Annotated in this window: 14 protein-coding genes, 2 tRNA genes and 3 rRNA genes; 15 read left to right on the forward strand and 4 right to left on the reverse strand. The window is 38.0% G+C overall.

The features are described from left to right. Nucleotides 1-125 precede the first annotated feature (125 nt). Together accA and RAM17_RS02870 are read left to right on the forward strand one after the other, a co-directional pair. Nucleotides 126-1,085, forward strand: coding sequence for an acetyl-CoA carboxylase carboxyl transferase subunit alpha (accA, locus tag RAM17_RS02865; protein WP_110448545.1), 960 nt, complete (start codon nucleotides 126-128; stop codon nucleotides 1,083-1,085). Nucleotides 1,086-1,106: 21 nt separating this feature from the next. Then, a complete protein-coding gene (locus RAM17_RS02870) occupies nucleotides 1,107-1,475 on the forward strand; it encodes a diacylglycerol kinase (protein ID WP_110448544.1) in 369 nt (122 codons plus the stop codon). An 83-nt stretch (nucleotides 1,476-1,558) separates the two neighbouring features. On the opposite strand, the gene RAM17_RS02875 is transcribed toward RAM17_RS02870, so the two are convergent. The 4 genes from RAM17_RS02875 to metK form a co-directional block, all read right to left on the reverse strand. Then, nucleotides 1,559-2,401, reverse strand: coding sequence for a 23S rRNA (adenine(2030)-N(6))-methyltransferase RlmJ (locus RAM17_RS02875; protein ID WP_110448543.1), 843 nt, complete (start codon nucleotides 2,399-2,401; stop codon nucleotides 1,559-1,561). Next, entirely contained in the window at nucleotides 2,395-2,769 is a 375-nt protein-coding gene (locus RAM17_RS02880; protein ID WP_110448542.1) for a hypothetical protein, read from the reverse strand. Before RAM17_RS02880 ends, RAM17_RS02875 begins: the two co-directional genes overlap by 7 nt. 257 nt (nucleotides 2,770-3,026) lie before the next feature. Beyond that, the gene (locus RAM17_RS02885; RefSeq protein ID WP_110448541.1) at nucleotides 3,027-3,530 is read right to left on the reverse strand and encodes a SprT family zinc-dependent metalloprotease; all 504 of its coding nucleotides are present in this window, start codon (nucleotides 3,528-3,530) and stop codon (nucleotides 3,027-3,029) included. Continuing rightward, the gene (metK, locus tag RAM17_RS02890) at nucleotides 3,514-4,665 is read right to left on the reverse strand and encodes a methionine adenosyltransferase (protein ID WP_110448540.1); all 1,152 of its coding nucleotides are present in this window, start codon (nucleotides 4,663-4,665) and stop codon (nucleotides 3,514-3,516) included. Before metK ends, RAM17_RS02885 begins: the two co-directional genes overlap by 17 nt. 210 nt (nucleotides 4,666-4,875) lie before the next feature. Here metK and murI point away from each other — a divergent pair, with 210 nt between their 5' ends. From murI to RAM17_RS02955, 13 genes are all read left to right on the forward strand, one after another. Continuing rightward, the gene (gene murI / locus RAM17_RS02895) at nucleotides 4,876-5,703 is read left to right on the forward strand and encodes a glutamate racemase (RefSeq protein WP_110448539.1); all 828 of its coding nucleotides are present in this window, start codon (nucleotides 4,876-4,878) and stop codon (nucleotides 5,701-5,703) included. A gap of 386 nt (nucleotides 5,704-6,089) precedes the next feature. Next, nucleotides 6,090-7,627: ribosomal RNA gene (locus RAM17_RS02900) — 16S ribosomal RNA — on the forward strand. Nucleotides 7,628-7,682: 55 nt separating this feature from the next. Then, nucleotides 7,683-7,759 (forward strand) — tRNA-Ile (locus tag RAM17_RS02905). 53 nt (nucleotides 7,760-7,812) lie between these two features. Continuing rightward, nucleotides 7,813-7,888 (forward strand) — tRNA-Ala (locus tag RAM17_RS02910). Nucleotides 7,889-8,096: 208 nt separating this feature from the next. After that, a 23S ribosomal RNA gene (locus tag RAM17_RS02915) occupies nucleotides 8,097-10,994 on the forward strand. A 134-nt stretch (nucleotides 10,995-11,128) separates the two neighbouring features. Further along, nucleotides 11,129-11,244: ribosomal RNA gene (gene rrf, locus RAM17_RS02920) — 5S ribosomal RNA — on the forward strand. Together the 16S, 23S and 5S rRNA genes with 2 tRNA genes alongside form the textbook arrangement of a ribosomal RNA operon. Nucleotides 11,245-11,349: 105 nt before the next feature. After that, nucleotides 11,350-11,910, forward strand: a complete 561-nt coding sequence (locus tag RAM17_RS02925; protein WP_110448647.1) for a YgjV family protein — start codon at nucleotides 11,350-11,352, stop codon at nucleotides 11,908-11,910. Between the two features lie 97 nt (nucleotides 11,911-12,007). Beyond that, nucleotides 12,008-12,580: an RNA pyrophosphohydrolase gene (rppH, locus tag RAM17_RS02930; RefSeq protein ID WP_110448648.1), complete on the forward strand. Its 573-nt coding sequence runs from the start codon at nucleotides 12,008-12,010 to the stop codon at nucleotides 12,578-12,580. Next, a complete protein-coding gene (gene lgt / locus RAM17_RS02935; RefSeq protein ID WP_110448649.1) occupies nucleotides 12,577-13,446 on the forward strand; it encodes a prolipoprotein diacylglyceryl transferase in 870 nt (289 codons plus the stop codon). The genes rppH and lgt overlap by 4 nt, the downstream gene beginning before the upstream one ends. Then, nucleotides 13,443-14,237 carry a thymidylate synthase gene (gene thyA, locus RAM17_RS02940; RefSeq protein WP_110448650.1) on the forward strand — a complete coding sequence of 265 codons (795 nt, stop codon included), beginning with the start codon at nucleotides 13,443-13,445 and terminating at the stop codon, nucleotides 14,235-14,237. The genes lgt and thyA overlap by 4 nt, the downstream gene beginning before the upstream one ends. A 237-nt stretch (nucleotides 14,238-14,474) precedes the next feature. Further along, nucleotides 14,475-15,425 carry a Kdo(2)-lipid IV(A) acyltransferase gene (locus RAM17_RS02945; RefSeq protein ID WP_110448651.1) on the forward strand — a complete coding sequence of 317 codons (951 nt, stop codon included), beginning with the start codon at nucleotides 14,475-14,477 and terminating at the stop codon, nucleotides 15,423-15,425. Between the two features lie 52 nt (nucleotides 15,426-15,477). Then, on the forward strand, nucleotides 15,478-16,551 hold the full coding sequence (gene rlmM / locus RAM17_RS02950) for a 23S rRNA (cytidine(2498)-2'-O)-methyltransferase RlmM (protein ID WP_110448713.1): 1,074 nt from the start codon (nucleotides 15,478-15,480) through the stop codon (nucleotides 16,549-16,551). A 20-nt stretch (nucleotides 16,552-16,571) separates the two neighbouring features. Next, nucleotides 16,572-17,069, forward strand: coding sequence for a penicillin-binding protein activator (locus RAM17_RS02955; RefSeq protein WP_306240673.1), 498 nt, complete (start codon nucleotides 16,572-16,574; stop codon nucleotides 17,067-17,069). Nucleotides 17,070-17,087 lie beyond the last annotated feature (18 nt).

The raw sequence follows: 17,087 nt of genomic DNA on the forward strand, positions 1-17,087 counted from the left end.
ATGACTTCAATGACAATTACATAGTAAAATTGATTTAATTTTATTTTAATAAATAGTCTGTATACTAAATTTAGTGACGTATTTTTTATAAAATACAAATAATACAAGAGGCAATCACAAGCGTTATGAACAATTTTTTGGAATTTGAAAAGCCGATAGCGGAATTAGAAGCAAAAATTAATTCCTTAAAGAATATTGATTCGCAACAAGTTGAATTAGATATTAATTTAGATAAAGAAATTAAGCAATTAAATCAGAAAAGTCGTGAATTGACTAAAAAAATATTTTCTAATCTATCGCCTTGGGATGTGGCTCAGTTAGCTAGGCACCCTAATCGTCCTTACACATTAGACTATATCAATGAAATTTTTACTGATTTTGATGAGTTAGCTGGAGATAGAGCCTATGCTGATGATAAGGCAATTGTTGGTGGTATAGCGCGTATAGATGATCGCCCTGTTATGGTGATTGGCCATCAAAAAGGTCGTGAAACTAAACAGAAAATCTATCGTAACTTTGGTATGCCAGCTCCAGAAGGTTATCGTAAAGCATTGAGATTAATGCAACTGGCTGAGCGGTTTAAGTTACCAATTATTACATTTATTGATACGCCAGGAGCTTATCCTGGAATTGGTGCAGAAGAAAGAGGACAAGCAGAAGCAATTGCGCGTAACCTGCGTGAGATGTCACGATTAAATGTACCAACAATTTGTACTGTCATTGGTGAAGGTGGCTCGGGAGGAGCACTTGCAATTGGTGTCGCAGATAAAGTCAATATGCTACAGTATAGTACTTACTCCGTTATTTCTCCGGAAGGATGTGCATCAATTTTATGGAAAAGTGCTGATAAAGCGCCAGTAGCAGCAGAAGCAATGAATATGACAGCTGACAAATTGATAAAATTGAATCTGATCGATTCTGTCGTACCTGAGCCTCTTGGTGGTGCTCATCGTGATTATACAACTATTGCTAATTCACTTAAAAAACAATTATTAGCTGATCTGGATGAATTACAAGGTTTAACATTACCTGAACTGCTTGAAAGAAGATTTCAACGTCTTATGAACTATGGTTATGTGCGATAATTTAGAATTTGGAATATAAAGATGGAAAAATCGACTGGATTGCAACGTATTATTAATGCGACAAAATATTCTTTAAAAGGATTTAAGTCAGCAATAAAATATGAAACAGCATTTAGACAAGAATTAATTTTGTTAGTTATTGCTTATGTAACGGTAATGCTAATTGATTTTTCAATTTATGAGCGCATTTTATTATTGGGATCAATTGGCGTTGTGATGATTGTTGAGTTACTCAATAGTGCTATTGAATGTGTTGTTGATCGAATTGGTACAGAGCGTCATGAATTATCAGGGCGGGCAAAGGATTATGGTTCGGCAGCAGTTTTTCTTTCCCTGCTTCTAACTGTAATTTTATGGATTTATCTGTTTGCTTGTCATTTCTTTCCTTAATTTTAAATGTTTAGTTGTTGTTTAAATATTATTTATAAAAAATGCGAGAGATTCTCGCATTTTTGATCTATAACCATTAGAAATCATTCTGGAACTAATTCCTTAATAAGATAATTCCCTGTTTTTTCTGTATCAAGGGTGTTTTTCAACCACGGCATAATGGTTTGCATTTGTTGCTGTAATTTCCATGGCGGATTAATAACGATCATACCTGAAGCCGTCATACCTTTCTGGTTATTATCTGGTTTGATTGCAAATTCAAATTGAGAAATTTTCTTAATACCTAAGTTAACTATTTCATCTATCATCTTTTGCGTTTGAGTTCGAGAAACAACCGGATACCAAATTAAATAAATGCCAGTTGCGAAACGTTTATATGCTTCTAATAATGCTTTAGGGATTTTTTGATAATCATCTTTTATTTCATATGAAGGATCAATCAAAACAATTCCTCGACGAGATTCGGGAGGTAGTTTTGATTTTAATTGTGAAAATCCATCTTCTCTTAAAACTCGGGCCCGTTTATCTTTACTGAATTCTTGTCGCAATAATGGATAATCTGTAGGATGAAGTTCTGTAAGATTGATTTTGTCTTGTTCTCTTAGTAATTGTTTAGCTATTAAAGGGGAGCCTAAATAATATTTTAAATTATCGAAAGGGTTATAACGTTTTAAAACCGATAAATAAGTATTAAGTAATTCAGGTGTTTCGGATTGTTGCCAAATTAAATTGATACCAGATAAATATTCCCCTGTTTTTTCAGAATGTTCACTTTGTAGTAAATAACGACCAGCTCCCGAATGAGTATCTAAGTATAAAAATGGTTTTTCTTTTTCTTTTAATGAGTTAATACATAATGTTAATACAATATGTTTTAAAACATCGGCATGATTGCCTGCGTGATAGCTATGACGATAGCTTAACATGACTTATTTAACCTCTTTTTTTCATTTTTTTGCATATAAAAAGTAGTTAAAGCTAGACTTAACAGGCAGGGTATTTCCATTAACTCCTCAATTAAATCTTTGCGCTGTGGATCTAACACCAAAAATTGGTAACCTAAACGACGGTGTTCAGCAGTATCGGCGATACCTAAGAATAAAAAGGCGAAAAATAGATGCCAGACCGGAATTGTTTCATATTTATATCGACGAATTATTTCTTGGCGAATAGTTGGCAAAAATGTAGTTAGTAATGGAATTGCCATGATAATACCAGCAATAATTTTATAATAAAAACGAGGAACATCTGGGAAAAAATCTCGTCCCCAGCTGATACCTCTACCAAACAGCATAAACCACCAAAATATTGTCCAAATCCAAAATTTATACAGGTTTGAATGATTTTTAACACTTTTCGCATAAAAATAGCTATAACCGCACATAAATAATAAAAATAATGACTGGAGATGTTCGACTAAACTTACGGTTAGTTTGCCATATAATGGCAGACAAAAGTTACCTACGATATATAAAAAAAAGCTTAAGAGTACAATAAATATAGAACTTTTGTAAAAGTGGGTATCAAAATTAGGCATAATTTATTTTAAAATTAACTAATGTTTTTAAGTTTTAGTATAGTACCGCATTTACGACATTGATAACTAGTTTTATTATTTATAATTTTTTTATGTCGTATTGGTGATAAATAATGCTCTTGGCAGTCACAAAAATATATATATTCGTTGCGTTTAATTTTGAAATTATGGGTCACTTTTGGTTCTTTTTTCATTATTTCAGACATGACATATTGCCATTCTTTGCCATGTGGTTTTACTTTACCAAAATATTGAAAAGTAATGAGATGAGCTAATTCATGAGGCACAACTTCATTAATAAAATCTTCCCTATTCTCATAGAGCATTGTGCTATTAAGTTGTATTTCCCAACGGGTTAATAATGCGCAGCCAGCAATAGTTCCTTTTGGTTTGTAACTGATTTTAGGCTCTTTATAATTGGTTGTTAATATTTGATTGGCTTGAATTAAGTGTGTTCTTAAACAAGCCAATACTTGATTTTGGAGATAAATTGGTACGCGTTTATAATCCTGCTGCATCGCGAAGAATAGCTGCCTTATCGGTTTTTTCCCATGGGAAGATATCTCGACCAAAATGGCCATAGCTTGCTGTTTTTTGATAAATTGGCTGGATAAGATCAAGCATTTGAATTAATCCATAAGGACGTAAATCAAAAAATTCTTTTATTAATGATATAATTTTATCTTGAGCAATTTTTTCAGTGCCAAAAGTATTAACATAAATAGAAGTTGGGTGAGCAACACCGATAGCGTAAGAAATTTGTAATTCACATTTATCAGCAAGTCCTGCGGCTACAATATTTTTGGCAACATATCTTGCAGCGTAAGCTGCTGAACGATCCACTTTTGAAGGATCTTTCCCTGAAAATGCTCCACCACCATGTCGTGCGGCACCACCATAAGTATCAACAATAATTTTTCGACCAGTTAAACCACAATCTCCCATAGGACCACCAATAACAAAACGTCCAGTAGGATTGATAAAATATTTTGTTCTTGAAGTTAACCACTCGCTTGGTAGGGTTGGTTTAATGATCTCTTCCATTACCGCTTCATGCAACGCTTTTTGTTCAATGTCTTCTGAATGTTGGGTCGATAAAACTATAGTATCAACGCCTTGAATTTTTCCATCTTGGTAAATTAATGTGACTTGGCTTTTGGCATCAGGTCTTAACCATGGGAGACAACCATTTTTTCTTACTTCAGCTTGACGACGCATAAGATCATGAGCATAACTAATTGCTGCTGGCATTAAGTTAGGCATTTCATTGGTAGCATAGCCAAACATAATACCTTGGTCACCAGCACCTTGTTCCAGTGGATTTTTACGATCAACACCTTGGTTAATATCCGGCGATTGCTTACCAATTGCATTGAGAACTGCACAAGAATTGGCATCAAAGCCCATTTCTGAACTAGTATAACCAATATCATTAATGGTTTTTCTGGTTAATTCTTCAATATCAACCCAAGCCGAAGTTGTAATTTCTCCACCGACTAATGCCATACCGGTTTTTACGTAAGTTTCGCAAGCAACTCGTGCTTTAGGATCTTGTTCTAAAATAGCATCTAATACTGCATCAGATATTTGATCGGCTATTTTATCTGGATGACCTTCTGATACAGATTCTGAAGTAAATAGAAATTCTGACATGTTTTACCTTCTTTAACTTATTTAGTGCAATTCTCTAAATATAAAATAACTATGAAAGATGCTTATGTTTAGCAGTTTTACCATCTAGACGTCCATTTTAATGATTTATTCTAAAAAAAGCCAGCATTACCGCAAACAAAATTACTTGCATAAAATTTTAATCAATTTAGGATATGGCTCGTTTATTTTTTTAACCTTCATTAACTATATATGAATATTGTAAAACAATCTCCCACAGTATTAGTTTTTGATTCGGGTATCGGTGGATTATCTATTTATAATGAAATCTATAATAAAATACCGAATCTACATTATATTTATGCTTTTGATAATGAAGGTTTTCCCTATGGTGATAAATCATCTGAATATTTAATCACTAGAGTGAATCGTATCATTGCTACCATTTTACAATCATACTCTATTGATTTAGCAGTCATTGCATGTAATACCGCTAGCACTATTTGTTTACCCAGTTTACGAACAAACTTTACCTTTCCAATTGTTGGTGTTGTACCTGCAATTAAGCCTGCCAGCAAAGTTACTAAAAATAAATGCATAGGTTTATTGGCAACAAAGGCAACAATACAACGGGCATATACAAATAATTTGATCCAAGAATTTGCGCCAGATTGTAGTGTAAAGTTACTTGGTTTATCAGAATTAGCTCATATCGCTGAAAATAAGCTACAAGGGATTGCTGTTGATATGCAGCAACTTGAAACATTATTGCAGCCATGGCTTAATTTATCTACTATCCCCGATACTATTGTGCTTGGCTGCACTCATTATCCATTTATTAAAGATGAGTTAAAAATACTTTTTCCTAATACAACTTTCATCGATTCAGGATATGCAATTGCTTCAAGAGTCAATACATTGCTTAATGATCAGTATGATCTAAATAGTTTAAGCGAACTATCCACTCTAGATAATATTGTGATAAGTACATTACATAATCAGCAGGTTGAAAAATTAACTAAAAAATTCACTGAATATAATCTTAATAAATATCATTGTATTAGCGTTCATGCTGATTAAAGCTTATTCGAACAAATAAATAATTGCAATTTTTCACTTGCCAAAAAAAATGAAGTGCCTATAATGCGCATCCACTGACACGGCGTCAGCGACAAGCAGACAAAACCAGTGTTAGTGAGCAAGATCAAAAATTTTAAAAAAAGATCTTGACGAATGAAAAGGTGTAGCGTAGTATACGCAGCCCTTGAGACAGCAAACTGAAACAAGAAATTGTGAAGTAAATTAAAAAGCTGTCAGCTCTTTAAAAAGAAGAAACAGACAATCTGTGTGGGCACTTGCGAGACGAAAAATTAAAAGTCTACGGACTGAAAAAAATTAAGTCTTGATAAGTGACACTGAAGATTCATTTGAATAATGTCAGAGACAGTTATTGAGCATCAAACTTTAAATTGAAGAGTTTGATCATGGCTCAGATTGAACGCTGGCGGCAGGCTTAACACATGCAAGTCGAACGGTAACATGAGTGCTTGCACTTGATGACGAGTGGCGGACGGGTGAGTAAAGTATGGGGATCTGCCGAATGGAGGGGGACAACAGTTGGAAACGACTGCTAATACCGCATAATGTTGAGAGACCAAAGCATGGGACCTTCGGGCCATGCGCCATTTGATGAACCCATATGGGATTAGCTAGTTGGTAGGGTAAAGGCTTACCAAGGCGACGATCTCTAGCTGGTCTGAGAGGATGACCAGCCACACTGGAACTGAGACACGGTCCAGACTCCTACGGGAGGCAGCAGTGGGGAATATTGCACAATGGGGGAAACCCTGATGCAGCCATGCCGCGTGTATGAAGAAGGCCTTCGGGTTGTAAAGTACTTTCGGTAATGAGGAAGGTGGTGTATCTAATAGGTGCATCAATTGACGTTAATTACAGAAGAAGCACCGGCTAACTCCGTGCCAGCAGCCGCGGTAATACGGAGGGTGCGAGCGTTAATCGGAATGACTGGGCGTAAAGGGCATGTAGGCGGATAATTAAGTTAGGTGTGAAAGCCCTGGGCTCAACCTAGGAATTGCACTTAAAACTGGTTAACTAGAGTATTGTAGAGGAAGGTAGAATTCCACGTGTAGCGGTGAAATGCGTAGAGATGTGGAGGAATACCGGTGGCGAAGGCGGCCTTCTGGACAGATACTGACGCTGAGATGCGAAAGCGTGGGGAGCAAACAGGATTAGATACCCTGGTAGTCCACGCTGTAAACGATGTCGATTTGGAGTTTGTTGCCCTGAGTGATGGGCTCCGAAGCTAACGCGATAAATCGACCGCCTGGGGAGTACGGCCGCAAGGTTAAAACTCAAATGAATTGACGGGGGCCCGCACAAGCGGTGGAGCATGTGGTTTAATTCGATGCAACGCGAAGAACCTTACCTGGTCTTGACATCCACAGAATCTTGCAGAGATGCGAGAGTGCCTTCGGGAACTGTGAGACAGGTGCTGCATGGCTGTCGTCAGCTCGTGTTGTGAAATGTTGGGTTAAGTCCCGCAACGAGCGCAACCCTTATCCTTTGTTGCCAGCGATTAGGTCGGGAACTCAAAGGAGACTGCCGTTGATAAAGCGGAGGAAGGTGGGGACGACGTCAAGTCATCATGGCCCTTACGACCAGGGCTACACACGTGCTACAATGGCGTATACAAAGGGAGGCGACCTCGCGAGAGCAAGCGGACCTCATAAAGTACGTCTAAGTCCGGATTGGAGTCTGCAACTCGACTCCATGAAGTCGGAATCGCTAGTAATCGTGAATCAGAATGTCACGGTGAATACGTTCCCGGGCCTTGTACACACCGCCCGTCACACCATGGGAGTGGGTTGCACCAGAAGTAGATAGCTTAACCGCAAGGGGGGCGTTTACCACGGTGTGGTCCATGACTGGGGTGAAGTCGTAACAAGGTAACCGTAGGGGAACCTGCGGTTGGATCACCTCCTTACGAAGCGCTCGTAAGTGTTCACACAGATTGTTTGTTTAGAAAGAGTCACTTTATTGGGTCTGTAGCTCAGGTGGTTAGAGCGCACCCCTGATAAGGGTGAGGTCGGTGGTTCAAGTCCACTCAGACCCACCAATTCGACTGCTTAAGCTGATGGTTAGCTTGATTGGTTGATGAAGTGAGACAATGGGGCTATAGCTCAGCTGGGAGAGCGCCTGCCTTGCACGCAGGAGGCCAGCGGTTCGATCCCGCTTAGCTCCACCATTAAAGAAATCTCTTTTATCTATAAAAAATTATGTTTGTATTTATTTGATATTCGAATGAATAGAAAGATAAAGCTCTTTAACAATTAGGAACAAGCTGAAAGAAACGAGTTCTCGTTTTTATGGCAAGCTGATGTATGAGAATATGTTGGATTGAGATAAGAAAGAGAAAAAAGCGTAATTGAAACCAAGACAACTGTGAGTTGTAAGGTTAAGAAATTAAGCGTACACGGTGGATGCCTAGGCAATCAGAGGCGATGAAGGACGTGTTAATCTGCGAAAAGCGACGGTGAGCCGATAAAAGGCGCTATAGCCGTTGATGTCCGAATGGGGAAACCCAGTGTAGGTGACTACACTATCATCTGATGAATCCATAGTCAGATGAGGCGAACCGGGAGAACTGAAACATCTAAGTACCCCGAGGAAAAGAAATCAACCGAGATTCCCTAAGTAGCGGCGAGCGAAAGGGGAGGAGCCCAAGCGGGTAGCATAATGTGTTAGTGGAAGCGTCTGGAAAGTCGCACGATAGAGGGTGAAAGTCCCGTACACGAAGATGCATTGTGTGGAAGCTTATAGAGTAGGGCGGGACACGTGATATCCTGTCTGAAGATGGGGGGACCATCCTCCAAGGCTAAATACTCCTGATTGACCGATAGTGAACCAGTACCGTGAGGGAAAGGCGAAAAGAACCCCGGGAGGGGAGTGAAATAGACCCTGAAACCGTGTACGTACAATCAGTGGGAGCTTTACCATTAGGTAATAGTGACTGCGTACCTTTTGTATAATGGGTCAGCGACTTATATTCTGTAGCAAGGTTAACCGAATAGGGGAGCCGAAGGGAAACCGAGTATTAACTGTGCGTTAAGTTGCAGGGTATAGACCCGAAACCCGGTGATCTAGCCATGGGCAGGTTGAAGGTTGGTTAACACTAACTGGAGGACCGAACCGACTAATGTTGAAAAATTAGCGGATGACCTGTGGCTGGGGGTGAAAGGCCAATCAAACCGGGAGATAGCTGGTTCTCCCCGAAAGCTATTTAGGTAGCGCCTCATGAGTAACTGTTGGGGGTAGAGCACTGTTTCGGCTAGGGGGCCATCCCGGCTTACCAACCCGATGCAAACTCCGAATACTGACAAGTTTAATCATGGGAGACACACGGCGGGTGCTAACGTTCGTCGTGAAGAGGGAAACAACCCAGACCGCCAGCTAAGGTCCCAAAGTCATAGTTAAGTGGGAAACGAAGTGGGAAGGCTTAGACAGCTAGGATGTTGGCTTAGAAGCAGCCATCATTTAAAGAAAGCGTAATAGCTCACTAGTCGAGTCGGCCTGCGCGGAAGATGTAACGGGGCTAAAACTATGCACCGAAGCTGCGGCAGCGTATTTAGATACGTTGGGTAGGGGAGCGTTCTGTAAGCCGTAGAAGGTGTATTGTGAGGTATGCTGGAGGTATCAGAAGTGCGAATGCTGACATAAGTAACGATAAAGCGGGTGAAAAGCCCGCTCGCCGGAAGACCAAGGGTTCCTGTCCAACGTTAATCGGGGCAGGGTGAGTCGACCCCTAAGGAGAGGCCGAAGGGCGTATCTGATGGGAAACGGGTTAATATTCCCGTACTGGCTATAACTGCGATGGGGGGACGAAGAAGGCTAGGTTTACCACCTATTGGATGGTGGGTTAAGCGTGTAGGGGTGTGATTAGGCAAATCCGGTCACTGATACTCTGAGGCGTGATGACGAGGCACTAAGGTGCTGAAGTAATTGATGCCCTGCTTCCAGGAAAATCCTCTAAGCTTCAGGTTATAGTCAATCGTACCCGAAACCGACACAGGTGGTCAGGTAGAGAATACTAAGGCGCTTGAGAGAACTCGGGTGAAGGAACTAGGCAAAATGGTGCCGTAACTTCGGGAGAAGGCACGCTGATGGTAATTGAAGTCCCATGCGGATGGAGGTGAAATCAGTCGAAGATACCAGCTGGCTGCAACTGTTTAATAAAAACACAGCACTGTGCAAACACGAAAGTGGACGTATACGGTGTGACGCCTGCCCGGTGCTGGAAGGTTAATTGATGGGGTTATGCGTAAGCAGAAGCTCTTGATCGAAGCCCCAGTAAACGGCGGCCGTAACTATAACGGTCCTAAGGTAGCGAAATTCCTTGTCGGGTAAGTTCCGACCTGCACGAATGGCGTAATGATGGCCAGGCTGTCTCCACCCGAGACTCAGTGAAATTGAAATTGCCGTGAAGATGCGGTGTACCCGTGGCAAGACGGAAAGACCCCGTGAACCTTTACTATAGCTTGACAGTGAACATTGAGCCTTAATGTGTAGGATAGGTGGGAGACTAAGAAGTGTGTACGCCAGTATGCATGGAGTCGACCTTGAAATACCACCCTTTAATGTTTGATGTTCTAACCTATACTTCTGAATCGAGGTAAGGGACACTGTCTGGTGGGTAGTTTGACTGGGGCGGTCTCCTCCCAAAGAGTAACGGAGGAGCACGAAGGTTAGCTAATCCTGGTCGGACATCAGGAGGTTAGTGCAATGGCAAAAGCTAGCTTGACTGCGAGAGTGACGGCTCGAGCAGGTACGAAAGTAGGTCATAGTGATCCGGTGGTTCTGAATGGAAGGGCCATCGCTCAACGGATAAAAGGTACTCCGGGGATAACAGGCTGATACCGCCCAAGAGTTCATATCGACGGCGGTGTTTGGCACCTCGATGTCGGCTCATCACATCCTGGGGCTGAAGTAGGTCCCAAGGGTACGGCTGTTCGCCGTTTAAAGTGGTACGCGAGCTGGGTTTAGAACGTCGTGAGACAGTTCGGTCCCTATCTGCCATGGGCGTAGGAAAATTGAGAGGGTTTGCTTCTAGTACGAGAGGACCGAAGTGAACGCACCGCTGGTGTTCGGGTTGTGATGCCAATTGCATTGCCCGGTAGCTACGTGCGGAATAGATAAGTGCTGAAAGCATCTAAGTACGAAACTAGCCTTGAGATGAGTTTTCCCTGATGAGAATCAGTAAGGTCCGTTTGAGACTAAGACGTAGATAGGTCAGGTGTGTAAGTGTAGTGATACATTGAGCTAACTGATACTAATGAACCGAGAGTCTTAACCTTACAACTCGGAGTTGTTTTGGGTACGCGAAGGTAGAGATAGATTAATAGATAATCGAACAGTTTGTTCCGGATTGAGTGATTGTTGTGGATATGAGATAATGCACAGCAATAGAGATAAGAGAAGACAGAATATGTCTGGCGGTAATAGCGCGGTGGTCCCACCTGACCCCATGCCGAACTCAGAAGTGAAACGCCGTAGTGCCGATGGTAGTGTGGGTATTACCCATGTGAGAGTAGGGTGCCGCCAGACTTTTAAATATACGAGCCCAGCAGCGATGCTGGGCTTTTTTGCGTTCTAGGATCAATGTATTTTTTGTTAGTTATTTATCAGAGCCATTTGTCTAAGGAGTAAACAGTGGATAATCTAAACTTTTTATACCAGTTTTTTAGCTCTGATTTTATTGAAAAATACACAACAATTCCGCAATTAATTGGTATTTTAGGTTATCTTGTTGGAGTTAGTGCTTTTTTACAACGTAATGATAATGCTTTTCGATGGCAATTAACCATTGTTAATATTATTATGACTGTGCATTTTTATTTATTAGGACCAGAATCCTATCCTGCGGCTATACTTAATATAGTAAATATTTTTAGAAACATCACATCAACTTATACCAAGAATTTTTTAGCCATGATGTTTTTTATAGGATTGATGTGGATATTTTACTTTTTCACAACGCCTGATTGGCGACAATGTATACATTATTTCTCAGTTATTGGTACTACATTAGTAACAATTGCATTATTTAGATTTGAACAACAAAAGATGCGATTACTGATATTGTTAAGTAGTATTTTATGGATAATATATAGCTTATGGATAGGCTCTTTAGGTAGTTTAGCTATAGAGGTTACCTTTGCGATAATTAATATTATAACGATTATTAAATTATCACCAAAATCCGCTGTATAATATTATATTTACTCTATTAGTGTCATTTTCCTATTTATTTATTGTTGTATGTGTGAAACAATTTAACAATATAAAAAATAAATTTTTGAGGTAGTCAGTGATCGATAATGATGGCTACCGTCCAAATGTAGGAATAGTTATTTGTAACAGGTATGGTCAAGTGCTTTGGGCTCGGCGTTATGGACAAAACTCTTGGCAATTTCCTCAGGGCGGAATAAAACTTAATGAAACGCCAGAACAGGCAATGTTTCGTGAACTAAATGAAGAAGTAGGATTACTACCTAAAGATGTTAAAATATTATCGGTGACCAATGGTTGGCTAAGGTATAAATTACCAAAACGCATGATTCGTTGGGATAATCAGCCGGTATGTATTGGTCAGAAACAAAAGTGGTTTTTATTAGAATTGATTTCTGATACTTCAGTGATTAATTTGAATATGTCTTCAACTCCTGAGTTTGATGATTGGAAGTGGGTAAGTTATTGGTATCCTATACGACAGGTTATTGCTTTTAAGCGTGATGTATATCGCAAAGCAATGAAGGAGTTTTCTTTGCCTGCATTTACTATACAATTTGAAGTAGAAGAACCTGTAACAAATCTTTCTAAGAAAAAACGGTTTAACTTCTTTGCTCACAAACGAAAAAATAAACAGCGTGTTAAAAAATGAATCAATTTTTACTATTTCCCAATTTTAATCCAATAGCTTTCTCAATCGGCCCTATTTCATTACATTGGTATGGTGCCATGTACCTATTTGGTGTGCTTGGCGCCTTGTTTTTAGCTAAACGTCGTGCTAATAAACCCAATAGCAATTGGACATCACAACAAGTTGAAAACTTATTATTCTGGGGGTTTTTGGGCCTCTTTATTGGCGGACGTTTAGGTTATGTATTATTTTATAATTTTGATGCATTTCTTGAAGAGCCTACTATTCTATTCAGAGTTTGGGAAGGGGGGATGTCTTTCCATGGCGGTTTGATTGGTGCCATTTGTGTTATTGCTATCTTTGCTAAAAAAACACAAAAGACCTTTATGCAAGTAGCTGATTTTGTGGCTCCATTAGTACCACTCGGTTTAATGTTTGGCCGATTTGGTAATTTTATTAACGGTGAATTGTGGGGCCGAGTAACTAACTCTTCAATCGGTATGTTATTTCCTACTTCATCACATGCTGATTTTATGTTTGTCCAAGCAAATCCAGAATGGTTTTCTTTATACAGCCAATTAAACGGCGTTTTGCCTCGTCACCCTTCACAACTTTATGAGATGGTATTTGAAGGTATAGTATTATTTATTATTTTAAATTTATTTATTCGCAAACCTCGTCCAGTTGGTGCAGCCTCAGGACTGTTTTTAGTTTGTTATGGCATATTTAGGTTTATAATTGAGTTCTTTAGACAACCCGATGAACAATTAGGATTATTTTTAAATATAATCAGTATGGGACAAATTCTCTGTCTCCCTATGATCATTGGTGGTATCTTGATGCTTTTATATGCATATAGATTTAACAATAAGGCTATTAAAAAATGAAACAGTATTTATCACTAATGCAAAAAATTTTAAACGAAGGAACGGCTAAATCGGATAGAACTGGTACAGGGACTCTATCTATCTTTGGTCATCAAATGCGATTTAATTTGCAAGATGGTTTTCCATTAGTGACTACAAAAAAATGTCATTTACGTTCAATTATCTATGAGTTACTTTGGTTTCTTAAAGGTGATACTAATATTAATTATTTAAAAGATAATAAAGTAACGATTTGGGATGAATGGGCCGATGAAAATGGTGATCTTGGTCCTGTTTATGGCAAACAATGGCGCGCTTGGGGTGCTGCGGATGGTCGACAAATAGATCAAATTTCGCAACTAATCGAACAAATTAAAAATGATCCAGACTCTAGAAGAATGATAGTTTCAGCATGGAATGTTGGTGAGCTTGATCAAATGGCGTTAGCACCATGTCATGCTCTGTTTCAATTTTATGTCGCTCAAGGTAAGCTGTCATGTCAACTTTATCAACGTTCATGTGACGTATTCTTAGGATTACCATTTAATATTGCTAGTTATTCGTTATTAGTTCATATGATTGCTCAACAATGCGATTTAGAAGTCGGTGATTTTGTTTGGACAGGTGGCGATACCCATTTGTATTCCAATCATATGGAACAAACACATTTACAATTAAGCCGTGAGCCAAAAACTTTGCCTAAACTTGTTATTAAACGCAGACCACCTACAATTTTTGATTATGAATTTGAAGATTTTGAAATTGTTGATTACGATCCTTATCCAGCAATAAAAGCGCCAGTAGCAATTTAAAGCTTAACAAATTTTGAGGAACGCTATTTTAGGGTATATTTTTTCTAAATTATAAGTAGAAATTGATTATTAGGGATTAATTAATTTAATCCTTAATATGTGTTTTTTATGTAATCTTTTCAAACAACTTCATGATAAGCACTTTAGTTATCTTTGATTATTTTATTTTTCTGCCGCATAACAGAAGATATTGGTATATAATGACTAACTTTGTTTAAATGGTTATTTAATCTTAATATGAGTCAAAATCAAGAAATTCATCCTATTTTTACAAAACGATTATTACATCCTCGCTATTGGTTAACCTGGTTTGGCATTTCTATTTTATATTTGATCGTTTTACTGCCATATCCGGTTATTTATCAATTAGGAAAAGGTTTAGGATTACTTTCGATGAAATTAATTGGTAAGCGTAAAGAGACCGCAAGGCAAAACTTAAAATTATGCTTTCCTGAAAAATCTGAACAAGAACGAGATAAAATATTAAGAGATAATTTTATTTCTACAGGACTTGCTATATTTGAAACTGGTATGGCATGGTTCTGGTCTGACAAAAGACTTAAAAAACACTCTTCAATTGAAGGTGATTCACATATCACTCAGATACAACAGTCTGGACAAGGTGTTTTGTTAATTGGTATTCACTTTTTAACGCTAGAACTCGGTGCACGTATTTTAGGTATGAGTCATCCTGGTGTAGGTGTTTATCGACCAAACGACAACCCTGTTATGGATTATGTACAATTAAAAGGGCGTTTAAAATCGAATAAATATATGTTAGATCGCTATAATACTAAAGGCATGATAAGAGCCTTAAAGAATGGTGAATTGCTTTGGTATGCGCCAGATCATGATTATGGTCCTAAAAATAGTGTTTTTGCGCCACTCTTTGCGGTAGAAAAAGCAGCAACAACCGTTGGAACTCGAATTTTAGTCAAATTAAGTCAGCCTGCAATTATTCCTTTCACGCCTAAACGAGAAAAGAATGGGCACTATACTGTTTACGTTACACCTGAGCTTAAAGGCTATCCTATAGATGATGATGTGCTAGCAGCTACTTTTATGAACAAAGCGATTGAACAAGAAATATTAAAAGCACCAGAACAATATATGTGGTTACATCGACGCTTTAAAACTCGTCCTAAAGGTGAGGCACCTTTATATACAAATAAAGTCCAATCAGATTAATTTAATGACTTTATAACATTTTCAAATAATTGAAAGAAAGAATATGCAAAAACTGAACAAAATAATTTTGTATTGTCGACCAGGGTTTGAAAAAGAATGTGCAGCAGAAATAACGGATAGAGCCGCACAAAAAGAAATATTTGGTTTTGCCAAGGTTAAAGAAAATAGTGGTTATGTAATATTTGAGTGTTACCAAGACGAACAAGCTGAATTATTAATTAAACAAATTCCATTTCGAACGTTGATTTTTGCAAGGCAAATGTTTGTTGCTGGTGATTTATTAGCTGATTTATCAACTGAAGATCGTATTACGCCAATAATTAATGTTTTATCGGCTACTGTTGATAAAGCTGGTGATTTACGTGTTGAAGTTGCAGATACTAATGAAGGTAAGCAATTAGCAGGATTTTGTCGCAAATTTACTGTTCCACTTCGTCAGGCATTACGCAACAAACGTATTTTGTTGAAGGTACAAAATCCATCACGACCAGTTATTCATTTATTATTTATCAATAATAATAGTTGTTATGTTGGCTATTCCTTGAGTCAAAATAATTCTCCTTTTTATATGGGAATACCAAGGTTAAAATTTCCAGCTGATGCACCAAGTCGTTCAACATTAAAATTGGAAGAAGCTTTTCATATTTTTATTCCTTATGAAGAATGGGATGAACGACTTAAAGGTGGTTTAAATGCTGTTGACTTAGGGGCTTGTCCTGGCGGTTGGACTTATCAATTAGTCAAAAGAAGTATGATGGTATATGCTATAGATAATGGTCCTATGAATGAAAAATTAATGGAAACAGGACAAGTTAAACATTATCGTGAAGATGGCTTTAAATTTATGCCTAAAAAGCATAATATTTATTGGCTGGTGTGTGATATGGTTGAAAAACCAGCCAAAGTAACAGAGTTAATAGCTAAATGGCTAATTAATGGTTGGTGTCGAGAGGCAATTTTTAATCTCAAACTACCAATGAAAAAACGTTATGAAGAAGTAAAACAAAATTTACAATTACTAATAGAAGAACTAAATAACAACCAAATAAATGTACAAATTCAGGCTAAGCAACTTTTTCATGATCGTGAAGAAGTCACTGTACATGTACAGCGAATTTGGGGATGAGAAATTATAAGAGAATGTGTATGAAATTAAAACAATCCTTTTATGCTATTGTTATTTTAGCATTATTTTCACTTTTAGTTGGATGTCATCTTAACTCATCAAAGAGTGCTAAATATGATGAAACTAAAGATTCCAATTATTATTTGTCGCAGGTAGATACTAGCTCTGGAAGTGCTAAAATCGATTGGCAGTTATTGGCGATAAGAGCATTAATAAATGAGAATAAACTTTCTCAAGCAAATAAATTATTATCTCAACTACCGGCTAATCTTAATGCAGAACAACAAAAAGACCAATTGTTATCTCAAGGTGAAATAGCAATTAGAAAAGGACAACCATTTAATCTTAGTCAATTAACTATCGAAAAACTAAATGATTCACAAGCATATCGTTATTATTCAATCAAATTAGCCTTAGATAGAAAATCTAAAAAACTTAATGAGCAAGCGTATGATTACTTATCTTTACAAAAATTTGCACCAGAAAAATTAAAAAAACAAACCTTAAATAATACCTGAAATTTTTTTAGTAAATTA

The sequence above is a fragment of the Gilliamella apis genome (genome assembly GCF_030758615.1).
Taxonomy (GTDB): Bacteria; Pseudomonadota; Gammaproteobacteria; order Enterobacterales; family Orbaceae; genus Gilliamella; species Gilliamella apis_A.

Coding starts and splice junctions, on each gene's coding strand:
- accA (WP_110448545.1), top strand. CDS start 126: ATGAACAATTTTTTGGAATTTGAAAAGCCGATAGCGGAATTAGAAGCA.
- RAM17_RS02870 (WP_110448544.1), top strand. CDS start 1,107: ATGGAAAAATCGACTGGATTGCAACGTATTATTAATGCGACAAAATAT.
- RAM17_RS02875 (WP_110448543.1), bottom strand. CDS start 2,401: ATGTTAAGCTATCGTCATAGCTATCACGCAGGCAATCATGCCGATGTT.
- RAM17_RS02880 (WP_110448542.1), bottom strand. CDS start 2,769: ATGCTGTTTGGTAGAGGTATCAGCTGGGGACGAGATTTTTTCCCAGAT.
- RAM17_RS02885 (WP_110448541.1), bottom strand. CDS start 3,530: ATGCAGCAGGATTATAAACGCGTACCAATTTATCTCCAAAATCAAGTA.
- metK (WP_110448540.1), bottom strand. CDS start 4,665: ATGTCAGAATTTCTATTTACTTCAGAATCTGTATCAGAAGGTCATCCA.
- murI (WP_110448539.1), top strand. CDS start 4,876: ATGAATATTGTAAAACAATCTCCCACAGTATTAGTTTTTGATTCGGGT.
- lgt (WP_110448649.1), top strand. CDS start 12,577: ATGAATCAATTTTTACTATTTCCCAATTTTAATCCAATAGCTTTCTCA.
- thyA (WP_110448650.1), top strand. CDS start 13,443: ATGAAACAGTATTTATCACTAATGCAAAAAATTTTAAACGAAGGAACG.
- RAM17_RS02945 (WP_110448651.1), top strand. CDS start 14,475: ATGAGTCAAAATCAAGAAATTCATCCTATTTTTACAAAACGATTATTA.
- RAM17_RS02955 (WP_306240673.1), top strand. CDS start 16,572: ATGAAATTAAAACAATCCTTTTATGCTATTGTTATTTTAGCATTATTT.